The organism is Streptomyces sp. NPDC043876 (assembly GCF_056435825.1).
The window spans coordinates 605,472-624,440 of record NZ_JBWKDV010000002.1 but is presented as its reverse complement, the minus strand read 5'-3'; the positions used below and the strand labels follow the sequence as shown (position 1 = coordinate 624,440).

The window sequence follows — 18,969 nt, the reverse complement described above, 5'->3', positions numbered from 1 at the left end:
CGCCCCTTCAGTCCCTGGGAAGGCCGAGAATGCGCTCGGCCACGACATTGAGCTGGACCTGCGTGGTGCCCCCGGCGATGGTCAGGCAGCGCGACATGAGCATCCCGTGCACCGCCCGCGCGCCCGCCCCCTCGCGGACCGCGCCCGCCGGTCCCAGCAGTTCGAGGGTCAGCTCGGCGGTCCGCTGCTGGTGCGGGGTCTGGACGAGCTTGCGCACGGAGGCACCCGCGCCCGGCTCCAGCCCGGACACCTGCTGGAGGGTGGTGCGCAGCCCGATGCAGGCCAGGGCGTGGGCCTCGGCGGCGAGCGCGCCGATCCGGGCCCGGCCCGCGCCGTCGAGGTCGGCGCAGCGGGCGATCAGTGCTTCGAGGCCGCTGTCGAAGGTCATCTGGTCGGCCATGTGGACGCGTTCGTTGCCGAGGGTGTTGCGGGCGACCTTCCAGCCTCCGTCGGCCGCGCCGACCAGCGCGTCGGCGGGCAGCTCGACGTCGTCGAAGTACACCTCGTTGAAGAGGGCGTCCCCGGTGATCTCCTTCAGGGGGCGCACGTCGATCCCGCGCGCCGCCTTCATGTCGACGACGAAGTACCCGAGCCCCTTGTGCTTGGGCGCGTCCGGGTCGGTGCGGGCCAGCAGGATCCCGAAGTCGGCGCTGTGCGCGGAACTCGTCCACACCTTCTGTCCGTTGACCTTCCAGGTCCCCCGCGCCGTCCGCTCCGCCCGGGTCCGCAGCGAGGCGAGGTCGGAGCCCGCGTCCGGCTCCGAGAAGAGCTGGCACCAGGTGACGTCCCCGCGCAGGGTCGCCGGGAGGTAGCGGTCCCGCTGCTCGGGGGTCCCGTAGGCCAGCAGGGAGGGCACGACCCAGGTGGCGATGCCGAGGTCGGCGATCTTGATCCCGGCCGCCCTCAGCTCCTGCTGGACGACGAGCTGCTCGACCGGCCCGGCGCCGAGGCCGTAGGGCGGGGGCAGGTGGGGAGCGGCGTAGCCGGTGGGGGCGAGGACCCGGCGGGCGGCGGCCGGGTCGAGGCCGCGCGCCGGCGCGAGGGCGGTCCGGGCCCGCTCGCGGTGCCGTTCGGCCTCGGCCGGGAGCTCCAGGCGCAGTTCGCGCCGGGCCCCGCCCGCCGCGAGCCGCACGGCCCGCACTCGGTGGCCGTCGCCGGAGCCGAGCAGCTGGCGCGCGACCAGGGCGCGCCGCAGGTAGATGTGGGCGTCGTGCTCCCAGGTGAAGCCGATGCCGCCGAGGACCTGGATGCAGTCCTTGGCGCAGCTGTAGGCGGCGTCCAGGGCCGTCGCGGCGGCCAGCGCGGCGGCCAGCGAGCGGACGTCGGGGTCCTCGTCCATCGCCTGGGCGGCGTCCCAGGCGAGCGCCCGGGCCTGTTCGAGGCGGACCAGCATGTCGGCGCACAGGTGCTTGATCCCCTGGAACTGCCCGATGGGCCGCCCGAACTGCTCGCGCACCTTGGCGTGTCCGGCGGCCGTGTGCAGCGCCCAGGCGGCGGTGCCGCAGGCGTCGGCGGCGAAGAGCGCGCAGGCCGCGTCCCGGACGAGGGCCGCGTCCAGCGCCAGCAGCCGCCCCGGCGGTACGGAGACCCCCCGCGCCCGCACCTCGGCGGTCGGCCGGGTCGGGTCGGCGCTCTCATGGGTGCGGATGTCGAGCGCGGCGGCGTCCACCGCGAACCACAGGGTGCCGTGCGCGGCCTCGGCGGCCAGCACGACGAGGTCGGCTCCGCCCGCGCCGAGCACCGGGGGCGCGGTCCCGTCGAGCAGGTGGCCCCCGCCCTCGACGGCCACGGCCGTCAGCGTCCCGGCCGCCAGGGCCACGGCCCCGGTCCGCCCCTCCAGCGGCTCGGCCCCGGCCCGCTGCAGGAGTACGGACGCCAGCGCGCTCGGCAGGTACGGCCCGGGCAGGGCCGCCCGGGCGGCCTCCTCGACGACGACGGCCAGGTCGAGCAGGGTGCCGCCCTCCAGGTGCGGCGCGAGCAGCCCGGAGGCGGCGAGCGCGTCCCAGTAGAGGGGGCGTCCCGTGGCGTGCGGGGCGGTGTCGAGCAGCTTGCGCACTTCCTCGGGCGGCACGGCGCGCGCCGCCCAGCCGCGCATCGCGTCGGCCAACTCCCGCTGTTCCTGCGTGATTCCGATGCCCATGCGCGGCAGAGTAGAACACGTTCCATTCTGACGGAAGGTCAGAAGTGAAACGTGTTCTTCCCCCGCGACGGCCGCCCGGACGGCCATCCGGACGGCCGCCCGGGCCCGCCGGATCAGGAGCGCTGGTAGTAGTACCCCTCACCGTGCGAGGGACCCACGTTGTGCTGGATCCCGGACGGATCGCTGCGGGTGAAGAACGACGGGTCCAGGGGCTGGCAGAAGCTGCCGGTGGACTTGCTCTTGTCCACCGCCGCCGTGCCGACGTTGATCCGGGCCCCGCCGGAGCCCACCGAGACCACCTTGGCGATGTACTCGCAGTGACCCATGCTCGCGTCGCTGATCAGCCGGACGCCCCCGGACCGCGCGATGACCACCGTCTCCGGCTGACCGATGTTGAACTGCCCTGCGTAGGTCCATGAGCCCGCGAAGTACGAGGGGACCCCGTCACCGGCGGAACCCCCGCCGCTCGGCGCGCCGGAGCCGCCCGGGGTCGCGCCCGAGCCGCCGCCCGGCACGCCGCCCCCCGCGCCGCCCGCGCCGGAGCCCTTGGCCGGATCGCTCCCCGTACCGCCGGCCCCGCCCGGGATGCCCGAGCCGCCGCCCGGCGCACCCGCTCCCGAGCCGCCCGCCGCGGCCGCGCCGCCCGCCGCCGCGGCCCCGCCGCCCTGGGCCTGCCCCGGCACGGAAGGACTCGGCGAACCGGACGCGCCCGCGGTCGGCGAGCCCTGCGCCGTCGAAGGCGCGCCCACCGCGCCGCCGGACGTCACCGGAGCGCTCGCGGCCGGGGGCGAGGCCTTCGCTGCGTCCCCGCCGTCGCTGCCGAAGGGCTGGATCAGCGCCACCGTCCCGCCGCCGACCGTGAACACCAGCACCGCCGGCACCGCGACCGTCCACCGGCGCTTCCCGCGCCGCTCCCCCGCGGCGCTGGTGCCCCCGGCCACCGGCGCGACCAGCGGTCCGGCCCCCGGATCTCCCGCCGTGTCCGCCGCGCCGCCGGAGCCGCCCTTCGCCCCCAGGTCCAGCGTCGCCCGGTCGACGGGCCCCGCGGCCTCCGGCGCCGCGCCCTCGCGCCGGGGCTCCGCCTCGGCGTCGAGCAGCCGCGCCGCCTGGCTGGCCAGCCGCGCCACCACCTTGGGCGGCAGCCACGCCCCGCCGCGCTCGGTGGGCCGGACCCGATCGGGGTCCGCCAGCAGCGCGTCCACCCCGGGCCGTTCCCCGATGTCCTTGACCAGGCAGCGGGCGATGAACGCGCGCAGCGCCTCGTCCCCGACCTTCTCCAGGTCCGGCTCGCCCTCCACGATCTGGAACATCACCGCGTGCTGGTTGCTCGCGCCGTGCCCGAAGGGCAGCGCGCCCGTGGCCGCGTACATCAGGACGCAGCCGAGGGTGAACACGTCGCTCTTCGCCCCTGCGCGCTGCCCGCGGACCTGCTCGGGCGACATGAACCCGGGCGAGCCGACGGCCATGCCGGTGCTGGTGAGGAGCGACTCGACGGAGGTCTCCAGCGCGCGCGAGATGCCGAAGTCGATGACGCGGGCGCCCTCGACGGTCAGCATCACGTTCGACGGCTTGAGGTCGCGGTGCACGATCCCGGCCGCGTGGATGTCCTGGAGCGCGCGCAGCAGCCCGTCGGCCAGGGCGTGTACGGAATCCACCGGCAGCGGGCCGAAGCGGCGCACGATCTGCTCCAGCGAGAGCCCGGGCACGTACCCCGTGGCCACCCACGGCAGGTCGGCGTCGGGGTCCGCGTCGAGCACGGGCGCCGTGTACCGCTCGCCGACCTTGCGCGCGGCGTCGATCTCGCGCCGGAACCGGGCCCGGAACTGCGCGTCCGACACCAGCTCCTCGTGCACCACCTTCACCGCGACCGTCCGCCCGCCCTCGGACCGGGCCAGGAACACCCGCCCCATGCCCCCGGCCCCCAGCCGCCCGAGCAGCAGGTACGGCCCGATCCGGCTCGGGTCCCCGGCCGCGAGCGGCTTTATGCCCCCCTCGACATTGTCGTCGTCACTGCGCGCACCGCTGCTCATGCTGCCCGTCCCCCGCTGGTCCCTGTGGTCATGCCGGTCGAACCCGCCACAGAATAGGGGGATTTGCATGCAGGACGAAGACAAGGCCGCGGCCCGCCGACGGCCTCCGCTAGATTCCTGGCGTGGACTCGCTCACCCCCGAAGACCCGACGCACATCGGCCCCTACCGCCTGATCGCCCGCCTGGGCGCCGGCGGCATGGGCCTGGTCTACCTCGGCCGCTCCGACGTCGGCCGCACGGTCGCCGTCAAGGTCGTGCAGACCGAGTACGCCGCCCACCCCGAATTCCGCAGGCGCTTCGCCCGCGAGGTGGCCGCGGCCCGCCGGGTGGGCGGCAGCTGGACCGCGGACGTCCTGGACGCCGACACGGACGCCGACGTGACGGTGCCGTGGGTGGCCACGCAGTACATCGCCGGGCCCGACCTGACCCGGGTCGTCGCCCGGGACTTCGGCCCGCTGCCCGAGCAGTCCGTCCGCGTGCTCGCCAACCGGCTGTCCCTCGCGCTGGAGGCCGTGCACGCCGCGGGGCTGATCCACCGCGACCTCAAGCCGTCCAACGTCCTGGTGACCGTCGACGGCCCCCGCGTCATCGACTTCGGCATCGCCCGCGCCATGGACAGCCTGAGCGGCGACAGCCTGCACACCCGCACCGGCATGCTCATCGGCTCGCCCGGCTTCATGTCGCCGGAACAGGTCCGCGGCCTGGCCCTCACCCCGGCCAGCGACGTCTTCTGCCTCGGCGCCGTCCTCGTCTACGCCGCCACCGGACGCCTCCTCTTCGGCGCCACCGGCACCGGCCTGAACGCGCACCTCTTCCGGATCGCCGAGGAGGAGCCCGACCTCACGGGCGTACCGGAACCGCTCCTCGATCTGGTGCGCGCCTGCCTGGAGAAGGACCCCGCCCTACGGCCCACCCCGGCCCAGATCGCCGAGCGCACCGCCGGGGACGGCCCCGGCGTCTGGCTGCCCGGCGAGGTGCTGGCCCAGCTGGGACGGCACGCGGCCCAGCTGCTGGACTACGTACCGGCGGCCCGGCCGCAGCCGCCCGCCGCGGCCCCCGCGACGGAGACGGCCCCCCGCGACGCGGCGCCCGCGCCCACCGAGGCCGCCGCCCCCACCCCCACCACCGCGGACCCCGCCCCCGCCCCCTCGCCCCGCCGCCGGTGGCACCTGGCCGTGCTCGTCCTGGCCCAACTGGCGGTGCTGCTCGGGCTGGGAGACCCGGAGTCCTTCCGCGCGGGGCGGGTCGCCCCGGTCTTCGTCATCTGCTGTGTGGTCCCCTTCGCGGCGCTCCTGCTCCTCGGCGGCCACGTCGTCGACCGCATCGGAGGCAAACGCACCCTCATCACCGGCCTGGCGGGACTCGCTGCGTCCTCCGCTCTCGGCAGCGCGGTCGACGCCTTCACCCCCGAGCCGCTGCTCCTGGCCCGCTTCGCACAGGGCGCGTCCGGCGCCCTGGTGACCGCCGCGGCACTGACCCTGCTCGGCACCGGTTTCCCCGAACCCAGGCAGCGCACCAGGGCGTTGGGAATCTACGCCACGGTTTCCGTCGCCGGACCGGTGCTCGGCCTGCTCCTGGTCGAAGGGACGAACTGGGGGCCGCTCCTGGGGATCGTCACGCTCCTCGCCCTGATCGCCCTGGCGGGCACCCGCGTCCTGCCGCACGACCGCCCGGAGCGCCCCGGCCGCTTCGACCTGCCGGGCGTCCTGCTCGGCGCCCTGGGCATCGGCGGCATCGCCCTCGGCTCCCTGGGGGTGTCGCAGAACCGGAGCGAGCCCGCCGAGATCTGGGGCAATCCCGTGGTCTTCGGGCCGCTCGCCGGGGGCGTCGTCCTGTTCCTGGCCTTCCTGGTGTGGCAGCGCAGCGCCTCGGCCCCGCTCCTGCCGCCGTACGTCCTCGCGGACCGCGGCAGGCTCGTCGGCTTCCTCGCGATGCTGCTCGCCGGGGCCGCCTTGCCCTCCCTGACCGGGCTGCTGGGGCAGACCCTCGGCTACTCCACGGCCGGCGCCGCACTGGCCATGCTGCCCGTGGTGGCCGGTCTCGTCATCGGCTCCACGCTGGTCGCGCCCCTGCTGCTGCGTCGCGGCGTGGCGCCGCGCGTCCTGATCGTGACGGGACTGCCGGTCACCGCGCTCGGCGTGGCGATGACCATTTTCGGCATCGGTGGCGGCGGCGGATACCCGTCCCTGCTGCCCTTCATGGCCCTCGCGGGCCTGGGCCTCGGCCTCGCCTTCGTGCCGGTCCTTGCCACCGCGACGGCCACCGTCCTCCCCTCGCACGCGGGGGCGGCCTCGGCCGTCGTCATCACGGCGCAGGCCGTGGGCGTGGGGATCGGCACGGCGCTGGTCAACAGCCTCCAGGTCATGCCCTGGTGGGCGGTCGGCTGCCTGCTCCTCGCCACCCTGATCGCCCAGCTGACGGCGCCGTCCACGGCCCCGGCCGCGACTCCTCGTCACGGCTAGGGCCGCTCGGGCCGCGCGGTCAGAGACCGCGCACGAACTCCGCGAAGGCGGCGGGGCTCACGGTGAAGGCGGGCAGCTCGGGGTTCTTGGAGTCCCGCACGGCGATCCGGTGGGGCTGCGCGGCGACCTCGACGCACTCGCCGCCGGTGTCGGAGCTGTACGAGGACTTGTACCAGTCGGCCCCGCCGAGGGGTGCGCACTCGACGCACTGACCGCCGGTGTCACCGCTGTACGACGACTTACGCCACCGAGCGCCCGACAGGTCCTGGATGGTGTCCATAGCGTTCCTCCATTACACGGGCGATCCGCGCCGCCGAGTCCTCCACGGAGAGGGCGGCGGCCTGCAACTGATCGTATCGGAGCGAACCCTCCTTGAAGGATTGCGGATTGACCGTCATGTGGCCCTGGACGAAGTCTTCCGTGTAGACGAGATCATGGTCGTTCTCGAACCGCAGCAGGTTGAACGACCCCATCACTCCGGCATGGGCACCCACCTCGAAGGGCAGGATCTGTACCTTCACCCACTCCCTCTCTTCCACTGCCAACAAGTGGGCGAGTTGCTCCCGCATGACCTCCGCGCCGCCGATCTCCTGATGAAGCGCGGCCTCGCTCATGACCACCCACATCAATGGCGGATGCTCACGTTGGAGGATGCGCTGGCGGTCCATGCGGGCCTCCACTTGCGCGTCGAGCCCTTTTACCGACCGCCCGCCCAGCAGGGCCCGCGCGTAGCCAGGGGTCTGCAACAGCCCATCCACCAACTGCGACTGGAACGACGAGATGTACGCCGCCCTCGCCTCCATCTCGGCGTACGCCTGGAACCACACCGGGAGTTGGCTCCGCAGCACCAGGCCCACCAGCCGGGAGAACATCCCGTCCGTGCCCAGCGCCGCGTCCACCCGTTCCGAGAAGTCCCTGGTCGGGACCTTGTGCGCCGTTTCGATCTGCCCGATGAGCGAGCCCGTGCAGAAGATGATGCTGCCGAGCGCCTGCTGCTTCAGCCCGGCTTCCTGCCGTAGGCGGCGCAGCTCGGCGCCGTAGTAGTCCAGCGGAGAGGCGCTGGGATCCAGATCGCGGATGTTGACCATGAAGCGGTCACCCCCAAGTACACGCCGTGAGGCGTTCGTTTCGGTCCGTAGCCGAGCGTAGTCAGATCGCCCCACTCTGGTGCCGTGAATCACGTAACTGACTTCTCCGCCGCCGAAGTTGACGGGACCTACCGGATGGGCTTCACCGTGGGTGAGCACTCCGCCCGGCACATGCGGCGGATCCTGCGGATACTGCTGGGCCGCTGGGAGCTGGCGTCGCTGTCCGAGGCGGCCGAGCTGGCGCTGACCGAGCTGGTCGCGAACGTCGTCCGGCACGTGCCGGGGCGCGGCTGCGCGGTGGTGATCCTGCTGCGGCCGCAGGGGCTGCGGGTGGAGGTGGCGGACGGCTCCCCTTCTCCCCCGCGTCCGGATCCCGGCCCGGACCCGCTGGCCGACGGCGGGCGCGGGCTGCTGCTGGTCGAGGCGGTCACGGACCGCTGGGGCGCCGAGGTGGGCGCGTCGGGCAAGACGGTGTGGTTCGAGTGCGACCGGCCCGGGCCCCGCAAGGCCGCGCGCGGGACCCGGCCGTGGCGTCCTACCGGGCGGTAGGGCAGCATGGGCCGCCACCCGCCCCGCGGCCCCGCACGCGCAGCACCACCTGGAGGAACACCATGGCCAGCCCCAAGCCGGAGACCCTCGCCGCCTTCGAGGCGGCCAAGGGCTTCATGCCCGTACGGGAGGGCCTCGCGCTCCACGAGGCGGCCACGGCGGCCGCCGCGCTCGGGCTGCCGCTGCTGGAGGTGGGCACGTACTGCGGGCGTTCCACGATCCTGCTCGCCGACGCGGCCCGCGAGGCCGGGCTGTGCGCGATCACCGTGGACCACCACCGGGGCAGCGAGGAGCAGCAGCCGGGCTGGGAGTACCACGACCCGACGGTCGTGGACCCGGAGGTCGGACTCATGGACACCCTGCCCACCTTCCGCCGGACCCTGCACAAGGCGGGTCTGGAGGAGCACGTGATCGCGGTCGTCGGCCTGTCGCCGAAGGTCGCGGCGGCCTGGGGCGGCCCGCTGGGCCTGGTCTTCATCGACGGCGGGCACACCGACGAGCACGCCACCGGGGACTACGAGGGCTGGGCCCCTCACCTCGCGCCCGGCGGGACCCTGGTCATCCACGACGTCTTCCCGGACCCGGCGGACGGCGGGCAGGCGCCGTACCGGATCTACCTGCGGGCGCTGGCCTCCGGGGCCTTCGAGGAGGTCTCCGTGACGGACTCCCTGCGCGTCCTGCGCCGCACCGGCACCGGCATCTGACCTGCGCGGACGGGGGGCGCGGGGACTCCATCCGGGCGTGCGCCCGGCCCTCGGACGGGTCAGGGTCCGGACGCGGGGCCGGCCCGGGGTCTAGCATCGCCGACGTGCCGTACGACGACAGTGCCCCGCAGCCCGAGTCCGCCTCTTCGGTCAGCCCCGACCGGCCGTGGTTCACGCGCCGTTCCACGCTGGCCGTGGCGGTCGCCGCCCTCGCACCGATCTGCCTCGCCGGGTGGGTGCTGGTGGAGGTGACGACCGGGGCGGGCGCCGACGACGGCCGGCCCCCGGCCGCCGCGCGTCCGCCGGCCGCCCCGCCGTCCTCCCAGGCGCGCGCCCAGGGCAGCGCCTCCGCCACGGCCGGCGCCTCCCCGTCTGCATCCGCTTCCGCTTCGGCTTCCGCGAGCGGGTCCCCGGCGGCGGCTCCCGGCAAGGGGCCGGTCGCCGGACGGGTCGTGGTCATCGACCCCGGGCACAACGCGGGCAACTTCAAACACACGAGCGAGATCGACAAGCAGGTCGACATCGGCACCACCCGCAAGGAGTGCGACACCACCGGCACGACGACCAACGCCGGTTACCTGGAGGCCGACTTCAGCCTCGACGTCTCGCGGCGGCTGGGCGCGATCCTGCAAGCCCAGGGCATCAAGGTGGTGTTCACCCACCAGGCCGACCGGCCGTTCGGCCCGTGCATCGACGAGCGGGCCCGGATCGGCAACGCGGCGAACGCGGACGCGGTGGTCTCGGTCCACGCCGACGGCGTCTCCTCCGGCAACCGCGGCTTCCACGTGATCCTCCCGGCGAAGGTCAAGGGCGGCGCCGCGGACACCGCGAAGATCGTGGGTCCGTCGAAGGAGCTGGGCGAGCGGATCGCCGGGAACTTCACCCGGACGACCGGCTCCGCCCCCTCCAACTACGTGGGCGGCGGTACGGGCCTGGTCGTCCGCGACGACCTCGGCGGTCTCAACCTCTCCACCCGCCCCAAGGTGTTCATCGAATGCGGCAACATGCGCGACGCCAAGGACGCGGCGCTGCTGACCAGTCCGGAGTGGCGGGAGAAGGCGGCTCAGGGCATCGCCAACGGCATCGTCGGCTTCCTGGGCGGGTAACGGTCGGGTAGAGGAGGGGCCCGGGTACGGCCCCTGACCTCTCGGACGCGCGAAACGTCCGTACGATGGTGCCCGCCCGCCCCGCACCCGCGTCCGCACGCGGACCGCGGACCGCGGCACCGTCGGCACCACGAGACGACGAGACGACCGAGACCGAGAAGGACACACATCCAAGTGAACATCCGCTCCCTCACTCGAGGCGACGGCGTGGTGATCGGAGCAGCGGTGCTGCTGTTCATCGCCTCGTTCCTCAACTTCTACTCCGTCGACTGTTCCGGGCTCGCGGCCTGCGAGGCCCGCATCCCGAACGCGTGGGACACGGAACGGCTGAACATCGTCCTCCCGTCGATCTTCCTGACCGGCATCGCCGCCGCCGCGCTGATCATCACCACCCGGCTGCTGCCGTCGGGCCGCAAGGTCGCAGGTCAAGGCCTGGAGGTCTGGGGCACCGGCCTCGCCGTCGCCGCCGCGTGGTCCGCGCTGTGGGCGCTGATCGTCAGCCCGCCCGGAGCCGGTCTGGGCGCGGGTTCCGTGATCGCGTTCCTGGCGACCTTCGCGCTCGCCGGTGTCGCCATCGCCGGTACGAAGATCCCCGCGCTCGCGGGCCCGCTGGTGCCGGAGCCGAAGCCGCAGGCCGCGGCTCCGTACGGCGGCCAGCCGCAGCCGGGCGCCGGGTACGGCTACCCGGGCGGCCAGCAGCCCGCGCCGTACGGCACGACCCCGCAGCCCGCGCCGCCGTACTCCGGTCACGGCGGCCCGGCGCCCGCCCCGGGGCCGCAGGCTCCGCAGGACGCGCAGCCGCAGGCCGCGGGGCCCGCGCAGGGCGGCGAGTTCACCCCGTTCTGGTTCGCGGTGCCGGTGGCCCGCCCGCTCTTCGGCGAGGACGGCTCGCCGAGCCCGATCGCCGAACTGGCCCCGGGTACCTGGTACCTGGCCGTGGAGCAGCGCGGTCCGTCCACCCTGGTGGCCCAGACCCAGGACGGCCGCCGCGGCGTGCTGAACGACACCTCGGGCATCCAGCGCGGCTGAGCGCCCGGACACCCGTACGACCGACGGCCCCCCGCCCTTCCGGGCGGGGGGCCGTCGGTCTACTCTCTCCTGACGCTACTGACGCCCCGTCAGATCTAGCTCCGGGAGGGACCGTACATGCGCCTCGGACTCGCACTCGGCTACTGGGGCCGCGGCCCCAACCCGGCCCACCTGGACCTCGCGCGCGAGGCCGAGAACCTGGGCTACGACTCCGTCTGGACCGCCGAAGCCTGGGGCTCGGACGCCTTCACCCCGCTGACCTGGATCGCCGCGCACACCAGCCGGATCCGGCTCGGCACCGCCATCGCGCAGATGGCCGCCCGCACCCCCACGGCCACCGCGATGCACGCGCTCACCCTGGACCACCTCTCGGGCGGCCGGATGATGCTCGGCCTCGGCCTGTCGGGGCCGCAGGTGGTCGAGGGCTGGTACGGGCGCCCCTTCCCCGCGAGCCCGCTGACGGCCACCCGCGAGTACGTCGACGTCATCCGCCAGGTGCTGCGCCGCGAGGCGCCGGTCGCGCTCGACGGCCGCTTCCACAGCCACCCGTACCGCGGCGCCGACGGCACGGGCCTCGGCAAGCCACTGCGCCCCATCACCCACCCCCTGCGGGCGGACCTCCCCCTCCTGCTGGGCGCCGAGGGCCCGAAGAACATCGCGCAGACGACCCGGATCGCGGACGGCTGGCTCCCCCTGTACTGGTCCCCCACCCGCACGGACGCCTACCAGGCCTCCCTGACGGACCTCCCCCCGAACTTCATGATCGCGCCGATGGCCCGCGCCCACGTCTGCGACGACGTCGCGGAGGGCCTCCTCCCGGTCAAGGCCATGCTCGGCTTCTACATCGGCGGCATGGGCCACGCGGCCCGCAACTTCCACGCGGACCTGATGGCGCGCATGGGTTACGAGGAGGAGGCCCACCGCATCCAGTCCCTCTTCCTGGCGGGCCGCAAACAGGAAGCGGTCCTGGCCGTCCCGGACGCCTTCGCGGACGAGATCTCCCTGATAGGCCCCCGCGCCCGCATCGCGGAACGCCTGACCGAATGGCGCAAGGGCCCGATCACCGACCTCCTCATCACCTCCCCAGACCTCCCCACCCTCCGCACCCTGGCGGACCTGAACACCTGACCCCGAACGGCCCCACCCCCAGCCCCACCGGCACTCAAGGCGGCACCCCCTCCAGCCCCGCTGGCGCCACGCACCACGGACGGACCAACTCCAGCCCCGCCGGCGTTTGAGGCGCCCCCGGAGGGCCCACAAGCGCCAGCGTCCCCACGACCGCAAGGGCCACCCACCCCGCCCCGGAGGGGCGCCCAAACCCCCGGCGGAGCCACATGGCACCACCCCCAACCAAAGTGACACCACATTGGCGCCACAAACACTGGCAATGGCGCCACTCATGTGCCATTCTTAAGCCATGGACCTCACGCCCTACGTCGACCACCTCAGAAACGAACTGGCAACCGCCGCAGAGGCCGGCGGCCCGGAATCCCGCGCCCTGGCCGACCGCCTCACGGCCCCCCTGGAGTCGGCGGCCAGACTGACCCTCCTGAACGCCTTGTCCGCCGCCATGGGCGAGGTGACCCAGGACCTCGCCCCCGGCTCGGTCGACGTACGGCTCCGCGGCCTCGACCCCGAGTTCGTCGTCACCGCCCCCCCGGCCGCAGAGCCCTTCGCGTACGGCGACCCCACCGCCCCGCACCCCACCCAAGCCGTCCCCCCGGCCGCACCCCCCGCCCCCACGACCCCGCCCCCCGAAGGGGACGACGGCGGCACGGCCCGCATCAACTTCCGCCTCCCCGCGCACCTGAAGAACCGCGTCGAGGACGCCGCCGGCCAAGAGGGCCTCTCGGTCAACGCCTGGCTGGTCCGGGCCGTCGCGGCGGCCCTGGAGCCGACCACCCGCCCCGCCCCCGCCCCCGCGGCCCCCACCTCGGGCCGCTCCCGCGGCCCCCAGGGCTTCACAGGCTGGGTCCGCTAACCACCCACACCGCACCCCCACGCCCACACCCACACAGCCCCACCCACACCTTCCGCTCCACGAGCCAAGAGGACGGCACAGCCATGTCTCAGCCCCAGACCTCCCACAACTCGGAGACTTCCCACAACTCGGAAATCTCCGAGACCTTCAAGACCCCCGACCCCATCTCCGCCACCGTCGAGTTCGACCTCGGCACCCTCCGCGTCACCACCTCCCCCCGCACCGACACCGTCGTCGACGTCCGGCCGAGCAACCCGGGCGCGGAGGCGGACGTCCGGGCCGCCCAGCAGACCAAGGTCAGCTACGCGGCGGGCCGGCTCCTCGTCAAGGGCCCGCGCAAGCGCTCCCTCTTCGGCCGCAGCGGCTCCCTCGACATCACCCTCGCCCTGCCCGCCGGATCCGACCTCCGCGGCGACAGCCCCATGGCGGACTTCCTCTGCTCCGGACCGCTCGGGCAGGCCCGGATCAAGACCTCCCTCGGCGACATCCGCATCGAGGAGGCGTCCGCCGTACTCCTCTCCACGGGCCACGGCACGACGCACGTCGAAACCGTCACCGGCAACGCCGAACTGTCCGGCTCGGGCCGGATCCACGCCGAAAGCATCGGCGGCGCCGCGATCGTCAAGAACTCCAACGGCGACATCGTCGTCGGCGAGATCCAGGGCGATCTGAAGGCCACCACGTCCAACGGTTCCGTCAGCGTCGGCACCGCGCACGCCGGCGTCGAGGCCAAGTCCGCCAACGGCCACATCGAGGTCGGCGAAGTGGCCCGCGGCCAGGTCGCGCTCCAGACCGCCGCGGGGAACATCTCGGTCGGCATCGCCCCCTCCACCGCCGCCTGGCTGGACGTGAACACCCGCGTCGGCAGCGTGCGCAACACCCTCACCACCACCGACGGCCCGGCCGCGACCGACGAGACCGTCGAGGTCCGCGCCCGCAGCGGGGCCGGGAACATCGACGTCCACCGCGCCTGAGCCACCACCGCCCACCACCCCAGCAGCCCCACCACAGGCACCAGCCCCACCCCCGCCCCTCCCAGAGGAGAGAACGCCCCATGACCACAGCCGTCGCGACAGCGACCGGGCCCACCGCCGTCACCTCACCCGCGATCAGCGTCACCGGCCTCACCAAGTCCTACGGCGACAAGAAGGTCCTGGACGGCATGGACCTGCGCGTCGCCCCCGGCACCGTCTTCGCCCTGCTCGGACCCAACGGCGCGGGCAAGACCACCACCGTGCAGATCCTCACCACCCTCATCCCGGCCGACTCGGGCGAGGTCCGCGTCGGGGGCCACGACCTGGCCCGCTCGGCCGCCGCCATCCGCACCGTCATCGGCGTCACCGGCCAGTTCTCGGCGGTGGACAACCTGCTCACCGCCGAGGAGAACCTGATCCTGATGGCGGACCTGCTCCACCTCGGCCGCCGGGAAGGCCGTCGCCGCGCCGCCGACCTGCTGAGCCGCTTCGACCTCACCGAGGCCGCCCGCAAGCCCGTCTCCACCTTCTCCGGCGGCATGCGGCGCAAGCTCGACCTCGCGATGACCCTGGTCGGCGACCCGCGCGTGATCTTCCTGGACGAACCGACCACCGGACTCGACCCGCGCAGCCGCCGCACCATGTGGGAGATCATCCGGAACCTGGTCAGTGAACAGGGCGTCACGATCTTCCTCACCACCCAGTATTTGGAGGAGGCCGACCAACTCGCCGACCGGATCGCCGTCCTGGACCACGGGAAGCTGGTCGCCGAGGGCACCGCCGAGGAGCTGAAGCGGCGCATACCCGGGAGCCACATCCGCCTGCGGTTCGCGACCCTCCCCGAACTGGACGCCGCCGAGGCCCTGTTCGCCTGCCTCGCCGTCGACCGCGAGGCGCTCACCCTGGACCTCCCCGGCGACGGCAGCCCGGACACGCTGCGAGCCGTCCTGGACATCCTGGAGCACGCCTCGGTCCCCGCCGAGGAGCTGTCCGTCCACACCCCCGACCTCGACGACGTATTCCTCACCCTCACCGGCCCGAAGCGGGAGAACGCGCGATGACCACCCTGGCCCACTCCGTCGGCGACTCGGCGACGATGCTGCGGCGCAACCTGCGCCACGCCCTGCGCTACCCGTCGATGACCATCTCCGTCGCGGTCATGCCGGTGATGATGCTGCTGCTGTTCAACTACGTCTTCGGCGGCGCCCTCGGCACCGGCACCGGCTCGGAGCACTACATCGACTACATCGCCCCGGGCGTCATCCTGATGTCGGCGACCGCCGGCGCGGTGGCCACGGCCGTCGGGGTCAGCGTCGACATGACCGAAGGCATCGTCAACCGCTTCCGTACGATGCCGATATCCAGGGCCTCGTTCCTGACCGGGCACGTCGTGGGCGGGGTCATCCAGACCCTGATCAGCGTCGCGCTGGTGACCGGCATCGCCCTGCTCATGGGCTTCCGGCCCTCCGCCACCCCCGTCGAGTGGCTGGCCGTGGCCGGGCTGCTGACCGGGCTCGTGTTGGGCCTCACCTGGCTGGCCGCCGCCATGGGTCTGGTCGCCAAGACCCCCGAGACCGCCAGCAACATGCCGATGCCGCTCCAGTTCCTGCCGCTCCTCGGCAGCGCGATCGTCCCGGCGGACTCGATGCCGGCCGGCCTGCGCTGGTTCGCCGAGTACCAGCCCTTCACCCCGGTCATCGAGACCCTGCGCGGGCTGCTGATGGGCACAGGGATCGGGAACAACGGGATCATGGCCCTCGCCTGGTGCGTGGCGCTGACCCTGCTCGGCTACCTGTGGGCGCGGTCGGTCTTCAACCGCGACACGACGCGCTGATGCCGTACGCACCACGTGGTGATGACCCGCCGGTCGCCCGGCGGGTCATCACCATGTCGTGCGTCCGGGGTCCCCGGGGCTCAGCGACTCAGCTGGGAGGCGCTCGGAACCTTGTCGGTGACCGGGGCGCCCGCGCTCTTGCCGGCGTCCTTGACCCCGTTGATCATCTGCTCGAAGGAGCTGACGTCCGCGTCGTTCGCGTCACCCTTGCGGAGCTTGCTGCCCAGCCCCTTGAGGGATTCGATGCCCGAGGTGAGCGGACCCATCGCCTTGGACAGCAGCGGGTCGCCCTTGGCGTTCTCGGACGCCGCCTTGAGCCGGTTGTAGGCGAAGGCGCCCGCGAGGCCGGCCTTCACCAGGGCGAAGGTGCGACCGCTCGCGCCCTTCTTGAACTTGCCCGCGCGGTACGGCTTGATGATCCACTGGTAGGCGGCGCCGGCCGCGAGACCGGCGTTGGCGACGAAGCGCGTCTTGGCGAACTTCTGCTTCTGCGCCTCAGTGGACGGGCTGGGCGACGGTGCGGCCTCGGCGGCCAGCAACGCCTCCTCGGCCGGGTCGGCCGCGACCTGCTCCGCGGCGGCCGGGGCCCCGCGGACCTGGGCGTCCGTACGGCCGGCGCTCCGGTCGCCGCCGCTGCCGCAGGCGGTGGCGCCTCCGGCGAGCAGGGCGGTGGACAGGACCAGCGCCGTGACGCCACGGCGGAATCGGGCGGTTCTGGGTATGGACACGGTTTCCTCCGGGGAATGAGGTGTCCCCCGCAGCCTCACCCCGCCCCGCCGACTGCGCTACTCGGGGCACCCGTTCGGGTTTGGCCCCCACCGCAGCGGCAAGACGCATGACATGCCCACACACACCGGAGCACACATGCGAGCAAGAACCCGGGGAAGCAGCTCGGTCGGTCGCGCCGTCGCGATCGTGGCCGACGTCATGGCCTTCGTGATCATCGCTTGGATCCTGCTCTACCTGCTGGACGCCAACCGGGGCAACGCCCTGGTCGACCTCGTCCACGACGCCGCCACCTGGCTGGCGACCTGGTCGTACGACCTCTTCACCTTCGACCGTGACTGGGTCCAGGTCGTCGTCGGCTACGGCATCGCCGCCGTCGCCTACCTCTTCATAGGCCACGCCCTCGCGGGCTGGCTCTCGCGCCGCTGATCCACCGCTGATCCACCCGTCCGGGCGGATCAGCTAGCAGCAGTCGGGGTCGAGCCCGTCCGGCAGGGTGAGACCCCCGAAGACGGCCGTGGTCGGCTCGTCCCCGCCGAGCGCGGCCACGGCCAGCAGCAGGGACGCCGCCGTCCAGGTCGTCTGCTCCACCGGCCAGACCTTCTCGTCCTCGAAGACGTACCCGGTCCAGTACATGCCGTTCTCGGCCCGCAGGTGGGTGATCGAGCGCAGGATCTCCAGCGCCCGGTCGGACTCCCCCGTCGCCCAGAGCGCGAGCGCGAGTTCACAGCTCTCGCCGCCCGTCACCCACGGGTTGGGCAGCACGCAGCGCACGCCCAGTCCCGGCACGACGAACTCCTCCCAGCGGCTCTCGATCCGCGCCTGCGCCTCGCTTCCGGTCAGCGCCCCGCCGAGGACCGGGTAGTACCAGTCCATCGAGTAGTGGTTCTTGTCGAGGAACCGCTCCGGGTGACGGCGCACGGCGTGCCCGAGCGCTCCCGCGGCCACCTCCCAGTCGGGCTGCGGCTCCTCACGGCACTCGGCGATCGCCAGCGCGCAGCGCAGCGCCTGGTAGATGGAGGAGGAGCCGGTCAGCAGGCCGTCGGGGACCACCGTCCCGTCCGCCTCGCGCTTCCAGCCGATCTGGCCGCCGGGCTGCTGGAGCCCGAGGACGAACTCGACGGCGGCGAAGACCACCGGCCACATCCGGTCCAGGAACGGGTCGTCACCGGTGGCCAGGTAGTGGTGCCAGACCCCGACCGCGATGTACGCGGTGAAGTTGGACTCCTTGCTCGCGTCCTGCGGCTCCCGGGTGTCCACCCCGTCGGGCCGGTCGGCGTAGGCGGCGTACCAGGAGCCGTCCTCGTTCTGATGGGCCGCCAGCCACGCGTACGCCCGCTCCGCGGCCTCGTGCTCGCCCGCCACGTCCAGGGCCATCGCGGCCTCGGTGTGGTCCCACGGGTCGAGGTGGTGCCCGCGGAACCACGGTATGGCCCCGTCCGCGCGCTGCGCGGCGAGGATCCCGGCGACGGTCTGCGCGGCCTGCTCGGCCGTCAGTACGCCGTCCAGGACGAGGTGCTCGGTGCGCCCGGGCGAGGTCACTTGGCCGCGCCGACGGGCAGGTGGGGCTTGGTCGCGTAGGCCACGAAGCTCTTGCCGATGACCGGGTTGAGGGCCTGCTCGGCGAGCCGGGTCGCGAGCGGCTTCTTCATGATGTCCCAGACCAGGAGCTTGTGGTACGCCTTCACCGGCAGCGCCTTGTCGTTGTCCACGCCGAAGGCGCACTTGAGCCACCAGTAGGGCGAGTGCAGGCCGTGCGCGTGGTGCGTGCCGTACGGCTTGAGACCGGCCTGCTCCATCTTGCCGAGCAGCTCGTCCGCCTTGTAGATGCGGATGTGGCCGCCCTCGACCTCGTGGTAGGCGTCGCTGAGCGCCCAGCAGATCTTCTCGGGGCCGTAGCGCGGGACGGTGATCGCGATGCGGCCGCCGGGCTTGAGCACCCGGACCATCTCGGCGAGCACGCCCTTGTCGTCGGGGATGTGCTCCATGACCTCGGAGATGATCACGACGTCGAAGGAGTCGTCGGGGAACGGCAGCGCGAGCGCGTCGCCCTCCATGGCGGTGGCCGTGGCCCCGGCCGGGGCCTCACCGGCCTCCTTCATGGCGGCGAACCACTTGGCGACCTCGCGGATCTCCTCGCCGTTGCGGTCCACGGCGACCACGTGGGCCCCGCGCCGGTAGCACTCGAAGGCGTGCCGGCCCGCGCCGCAGCCCAGATCGAGCACGCGGTCGCCCGCGGCCAGCGGGAACCTGGAGAAATCGACGGTCAGCACGCGGACCTGCCTTCGCGGTCGAGGTGTGGGGAGTTGACGGACTGCATGACGGAGTGCGGGGACGGGGGGTGCA

At 73.4% G+C, this 18,969-nt stretch carries 18 protein-coding genes; 11 read left to right on the top strand and 7 right to left on the bottom strand.

The window, feature by feature from the left end:
- Positions 1 to 7: 7 nt before the first annotated feature.
- Both AC0693_RS07935 and AC0693_RS07930 read right to left on the bottom strand, forming a co-directional pair.
- Positions 8 to 2,140: an acyl-CoA dehydrogenase gene (locus AC0693_RS07935; RefSeq protein ID WP_478801239.1), complete on the bottom strand. Its 2,133-nt coding sequence runs from the start codon at positions 2,138 to 2,140 to the stop codon at positions 8 to 10.
- Positions 2,141 to 2,253: 113 nt separating this feature from the next.
- Entirely contained in the window at positions 2,254 to 4,170 is a 1,917-nt protein-coding gene (locus AC0693_RS07930) for a serine/threonine-protein kinase (RefSeq protein WP_478801238.1), read from the bottom strand.
- 122 nt (positions 4,171 to 4,292) lie between these two features.
- On the opposite strand from AC0693_RS07930, the gene AC0693_RS07925 reads away from it, so the two are divergent.
- Positions 4,293 to 6,632: a bifunctional serine/threonine protein kinase/MFS transporter gene (locus AC0693_RS07925; protein WP_478801237.1), complete on the top strand. Its 2,340-nt coding sequence runs from the start codon at positions 4,293 to 4,295 to the stop codon at positions 6,630 to 6,632.
- A 19-nt stretch (positions 6,633 to 6,651) separates the two neighbouring features.
- On the opposite strand, the gene AC0693_RS07920 is transcribed toward AC0693_RS07925, so the two are convergent.
- Positions 6,652 to 6,912, bottom strand: coding sequence for a DUF397 domain-containing protein (locus AC0693_RS07920; protein WP_469318760.1), 261 nt, complete (start codon positions 6,910 to 6,912; stop codon positions 6,652 to 6,654).
- Positions 6,872 to 7,720 (bottom strand): helix-turn-helix domain-containing protein, encoded by an 849-nt coding sequence (locus AC0693_RS07915; RefSeq protein ID WP_469318761.1) that lies wholly within the window; start codon positions 7,718 to 7,720, stop codon positions 6,872 to 6,874. Before AC0693_RS07915 ends, AC0693_RS07920 begins: the two co-directional genes overlap by 41 nt.
- A gap of 84 nt (positions 7,721 to 7,804) precedes the next feature.
- On the opposite strand from AC0693_RS07915, the gene AC0693_RS07910 reads away from it, so the two are divergent.
- The 9 genes from AC0693_RS07910 to AC0693_RS07870 all read left to right on the top strand — a co-directional run bounded on the left by AC0693_RS07910 (position 7,805) and on the right by AC0693_RS07870 (position 15,897).
- Positions 7,805 to 8,269 carry an ATP-binding protein gene (locus AC0693_RS07910; RefSeq protein WP_469318762.1) on the top strand — a complete coding sequence of 155 codons (465 nt, stop codon included), beginning with the start codon at positions 7,805 to 7,807 and terminating at the stop codon, positions 8,267 to 8,269.
- 62 nt (positions 8,270 to 8,331) lie between these two features.
- Complete coding sequence (locus AC0693_RS07905; protein WP_478741824.1) at positions 8,332 to 8,973, top strand: class I SAM-dependent methyltransferase; 642 nt, start codon at positions 8,332 to 8,334, stop codon at positions 8,971 to 8,973.
- Between the two features lie 104 nt (positions 8,974 to 9,077).
- Positions 9,078 to 10,079: an N-acetylmuramoyl-L-alanine amidase gene (locus AC0693_RS07900; protein ID WP_469318764.1), complete on the top strand. Its 1,002-nt coding sequence runs from the start codon at positions 9,078 to 9,080 to the stop codon at positions 10,077 to 10,079.
- Positions 10,080 to 10,253: 174 nt separating this feature from the next.
- The gene (locus AC0693_RS07895; protein ID WP_356411039.1) at positions 10,254 to 11,108 is read left to right on the top strand and encodes a hypothetical protein; all 855 of its coding nucleotides are present in this window, start codon (positions 10,254 to 10,256) and stop codon (positions 11,106 to 11,108) included.
- Between the two features lie 117 nt (positions 11,109 to 11,225).
- The gene (locus AC0693_RS07890; protein WP_469318766.1) at positions 11,226 to 12,236 is read left to right on the top strand and encodes an LLM class F420-dependent oxidoreductase; all 1,011 of its coding nucleotides are present in this window, start codon (positions 11,226 to 11,228) and stop codon (positions 12,234 to 12,236) included.
- Positions 12,237 to 12,525: 289 nt separating this feature from the next.
- On the top strand, positions 12,526 to 13,089 hold the full coding sequence (locus AC0693_RS07885) for a hypothetical protein (protein WP_478801236.1): 564 nt from the start codon (positions 12,526 to 12,528) through the stop codon (positions 13,087 to 13,089).
- An 83-nt stretch (positions 13,090 to 13,172) separates the two neighbouring features.
- Entirely contained in the window at positions 13,173 to 14,063 is an 891-nt protein-coding gene (locus AC0693_RS07880) for a DUF4097 family beta strand repeat-containing protein (RefSeq protein ID WP_478801235.1), read from the top strand.
- A gap of 80 nt (positions 14,064 to 14,143) precedes the next feature.
- Positions 14,144 to 15,124: an ATP-binding cassette domain-containing protein gene (locus tag AC0693_RS07875; RefSeq protein ID WP_478801234.1), complete on the top strand. Its 981-nt coding sequence runs from the start codon at positions 14,144 to 14,146 to the stop codon at positions 15,122 to 15,124.
- Positions 15,121 to 15,897, top strand: a complete 777-nt coding sequence (locus AC0693_RS07870) for an ABC transporter permease (RefSeq protein ID WP_356411025.1) — start codon at positions 15,121 to 15,123, stop codon at positions 15,895 to 15,897. Before AC0693_RS07875 ends, AC0693_RS07870 begins: the two co-directional genes overlap by 4 nt.
- Before the next feature lie 80 nt (positions 15,898 to 15,977).
- Here AC0693_RS07870 and AC0693_RS07865 read toward each other — a convergent pair whose 3' ends face one another.
- Positions 15,978 to 16,619, bottom strand: a complete 642-nt coding sequence (locus AC0693_RS07865) for a hypothetical protein (RefSeq protein ID WP_469318794.1) — start codon at positions 16,617 to 16,619, stop codon at positions 15,978 to 15,980.
- A 142-nt stretch (positions 16,620 to 16,761) separates the two neighbouring features.
- On the opposite strand from AC0693_RS07865, the gene AC0693_RS07860 reads away from it, so the two are divergent.
- Positions 16,762 to 17,052, top strand: a complete 291-nt coding sequence (locus AC0693_RS07860) for a hypothetical protein (RefSeq protein WP_469336381.1) — start codon at positions 16,762 to 16,764, stop codon at positions 17,050 to 17,052.
- Between the two features lie 33 nt (positions 17,053 to 17,085).
- Here the strand turns inward: AC0693_RS07860 and AC0693_RS07855 are convergent, their stop codons facing one another.
- Positions 17,086 to 18,165: a prenyltransferase/squalene oxidase repeat-containing protein gene (locus AC0693_RS07855; protein ID WP_468471598.1), complete on the bottom strand. Its 1,080-nt coding sequence runs from the start codon at positions 18,163 to 18,165 to the stop codon at positions 17,086 to 17,088.
- Positions 18,162 to 18,896 carry a class I SAM-dependent methyltransferase gene (locus AC0693_RS07850; protein ID WP_330330181.1) on the bottom strand — a complete coding sequence of 245 codons (735 nt, stop codon included), beginning with the start codon at positions 18,894 to 18,896 and terminating at the stop codon, positions 18,162 to 18,164. The genes AC0693_RS07855 and AC0693_RS07850 overlap by 4 nt, the downstream gene beginning before the upstream one ends.
- Positions 18,897 to 18,969 lie beyond the last annotated feature (73 nt).

Excerpts from the sequence above, each read along its gene's own strand:
- AC0693_RS07935 (WP_478801239.1), bottom strand. The coding sequence starts at position 2,140 with ATGGGCATCGGAATCACGCAGGAACAGCGGGAGTTGGCCGACGCGATG.
- AC0693_RS07930 (WP_478801238.1), bottom strand. The coding sequence starts at position 4,170 with ATGAGCAGCGGTGCGCGCAGTGACGACGACAATGTCGAGGGGGGCATA.
- AC0693_RS07920 (WP_469318760.1), bottom strand. The coding sequence starts at position 6,912 with ATGGACACCATCCAGGACCTGTCGGGCGCTCGGTGGCGTAAGTCGTCG.
- AC0693_RS07915 (WP_469318761.1), bottom strand. The coding sequence starts at position 7,720 with ATGGTCAACATCCGCGATCTGGATCCCAGCGCCTCTCCGCTGGACTAC.
- AC0693_RS07905 (WP_478741824.1), top strand. The coding sequence starts at position 8,332 with ATGGCCAGCCCCAAGCCGGAGACCCTCGCCGCCTTCGAGGCGGCCAAG.
- AC0693_RS07890 (WP_469318766.1), top strand. The coding sequence starts at position 11,226 with ATGCGCCTCGGACTCGCACTCGGCTACTGGGGCCGCGGCCCCAACCCG.
- AC0693_RS07885 (WP_478801236.1), top strand. The coding sequence starts at position 12,526 with ATGGACCTCACGCCCTACGTCGACCACCTCAGAAACGAACTGGCAACC.
- AC0693_RS07880 (WP_478801235.1), top strand. The coding sequence starts at position 13,173 with ATGTCTCAGCCCCAGACCTCCCACAACTCGGAGACTTCCCACAACTCG.
- AC0693_RS07875 (WP_478801234.1), top strand. The coding sequence starts at position 14,144 with ATGACCACAGCCGTCGCGACAGCGACCGGGCCCACCGCCGTCACCTCA.
- AC0693_RS07870 (WP_356411025.1), top strand. The coding sequence starts at position 15,121 with ATGACCACCCTGGCCCACTCCGTCGGCGACTCGGCGACGATGCTGCGG.
- AC0693_RS07860 (WP_469336381.1), top strand. The coding sequence starts at position 16,762 with ATGCGAGCAAGAACCCGGGGAAGCAGCTCGGTCGGTCGCGCCGTCGCG.